The following is a 1,501-nucleotide window of genomic DNA, read 5'->3' as shown; positions in this document are numbered from 1 at the left end:
GCTGCTTCATGGGCTTGGGCTAACAAAGGTAAAGTTTTAGGTTGGATCAGAGATGGACTAGCTATTGACTGGATTATCAACAAAATTAATGACATGGTAAGCTAATAATTAAAAATATTTACAATTACTATATTAGGAGGTATATATCATGGTTGCTTTTTTAAGAATCGTAGGCCAATTAGGCGCTAAAGCTGCTTCATGGGCTTGGGCTAACAAAGGTAAAGTTTTAGGTTGGATCAGAGATGGTATAGCTATTGACTGGATTATCAACAAAATTAATGACATGGTAAACTAATAATTAAAAATTTTACAATTATTATATTAGGAGGTATATATCATGGTTGCATTTTTAAGAATCGTGGGTCAATTAGGAGCTAAAGCTGCTTCATGGGCTTGGGCTAACAAAGGTAAAGTTTTAGATTGGATTAAAAACGGTATGGCTATTGACTGGATTATCAACAAAATTAATGACATGGTAAATTAATTGGTGTAATTACATAGACTAAACCAATTAATTCTAAAAGGATAGGATCTACAGTTCTATCCTTTTTTATATAATGATTATTAATTTTTATACCTTATTTCTACAATCTATTTATCCCCTTGCTATCCCTGAAGCCCACTAGCATTAAAGACATTATAACATCCTTCCTTGTTTAACAAAAGAACATATAGAGCAAAATCCTATAATATAATTATATTATTATAGAAATACTCAAAAAATAGCTCCCGATATCTAATTATTAAAAGGGAATATGTATGATATATATTCCCTTTTAAAGTTTAAAAATCCCCATTATACTTAAACTCAGTTACATGTCTTTAGACGCTAATCCTTTTCTTTCTTTATTCGATTACTTCATATCCTTTGTTTTCATTTTGTCCAATTCTTTTTTCTGTTTATTTTTTAGTTCTTCTCTGCCCTTAATCCAAATTCCTAATAAAATGGCTAATCCACCTAAAATAATTATGATGAATATAAGTGTATTCCCTTTGACAGTTAGAGCCTCAGTTACCCAAAGATATAGGAGTGTTATCACATATACAATAGGTAAACATATTCCCCAATAAACATTTTCTCTTCTTGATAAAAAATATTGAAGTCCAATTAATAAAATCGCAATTATAAATCCATATAGACGAAACATTAATTATCCCCTCTTTCATTTTTATATTTTTCAATTATTAATTTTGCATCTTCTAAATTAATACGATCTTCAATGGAAAGTTTTTTGATAAAAGTAATAAACTCCTCATCTTCATCAGTATCATTTACTTTTATTTTTTGAATTAACTTATCTACCCGTACCCTCACCGTGGGATAAGAAACATCATAAATTTTTGCTATTTCTTTCAAAGATCCAGAATGTAAAATGAAATTTTTAATAAATTCAATGTCCTCATTTTCTAAATTCAATAGCCAATTTGGAATCTTTTTAAAATCCATAACCTTCAGCTCCTTTAATTACATTTTAACATAATTAAACAAAAAATCAATTTT

The 1,501-nt window shown here is 28.4% G+C and carries 5 protein-coding genes; 3 read left to right on the top strand and 2 right to left on the bottom strand.

Going from position 1 to position 1,501, the window contains the following annotated elements; all coding sequences use genetic code 11:
* The 3 genes from DN403_RS30750 to DN403_RS30740 form a co-directional block, all read left to right on the top strand.
* A partial coding sequence (locus DN403_RS30750) for an aureocin A53 family class IId bacteriocin (RefSeq protein ID WP_149186127.1) occupies positions 1-105 on the top strand: 105 nt, incomplete at its 5' end.
* 43 nt (positions 106-148) lie between these two features.
* Positions 149-295: an aureocin A53 family class IId bacteriocin gene (locus DN403_RS30745; RefSeq protein ID WP_149186126.1), complete on the top strand. Its 147-nt coding sequence runs from the start codon at positions 149-151 to the stop codon at positions 293-295.
* Positions 296-337: 42 nt separating this feature from the next.
* On the top strand, positions 338-484 hold the full coding sequence (locus DN403_RS30740; RefSeq protein ID WP_063539054.1) for an aureocin A53 family class IId bacteriocin: 147 nt from the start codon (positions 338-340) through the stop codon (positions 482-484).
* Between the two features lie 370 nt (positions 485-854).
* Here DN403_RS30740 and DN403_RS30735 read toward each other — a convergent pair whose 3' ends face one another.
* Together DN403_RS30735 and DN403_RS30730 are read right to left on the bottom strand one after the other, a co-directional pair.
* Positions 855-1,148, bottom strand: coding sequence for a hypothetical protein (locus tag DN403_RS30735; RefSeq protein WP_113304985.1), 294 nt, complete (start codon positions 1,146-1,148; stop codon positions 855-857).
* Entirely contained in the window at positions 1,148-1,447 is a 300-nt protein-coding gene (locus DN403_RS30730; protein ID WP_046945618.1) for a DUF2089 family protein, read from the bottom strand. Before DN403_RS30730 ends, DN403_RS30735 begins: the two co-directional genes overlap by 1 nt.
* Between the last annotated feature and the right edge of the window lie 54 nt (positions 1,448-1,501).

The sequence above is a fragment of the Bacillus sp. AY2-1 genome, from assembly GCF_008368965.1.
Taxonomy (GTDB): Bacteria; Bacillota; Bacilli; order Bacillales; family Bacillaceae_G; genus Bacillus_A; species Bacillus_A thuringiensis_S.
The sequence above is the reverse complement of the archived record's forward strand: the minus strand, read 5'-3'. Positions and strand labels throughout refer to the sequence as shown.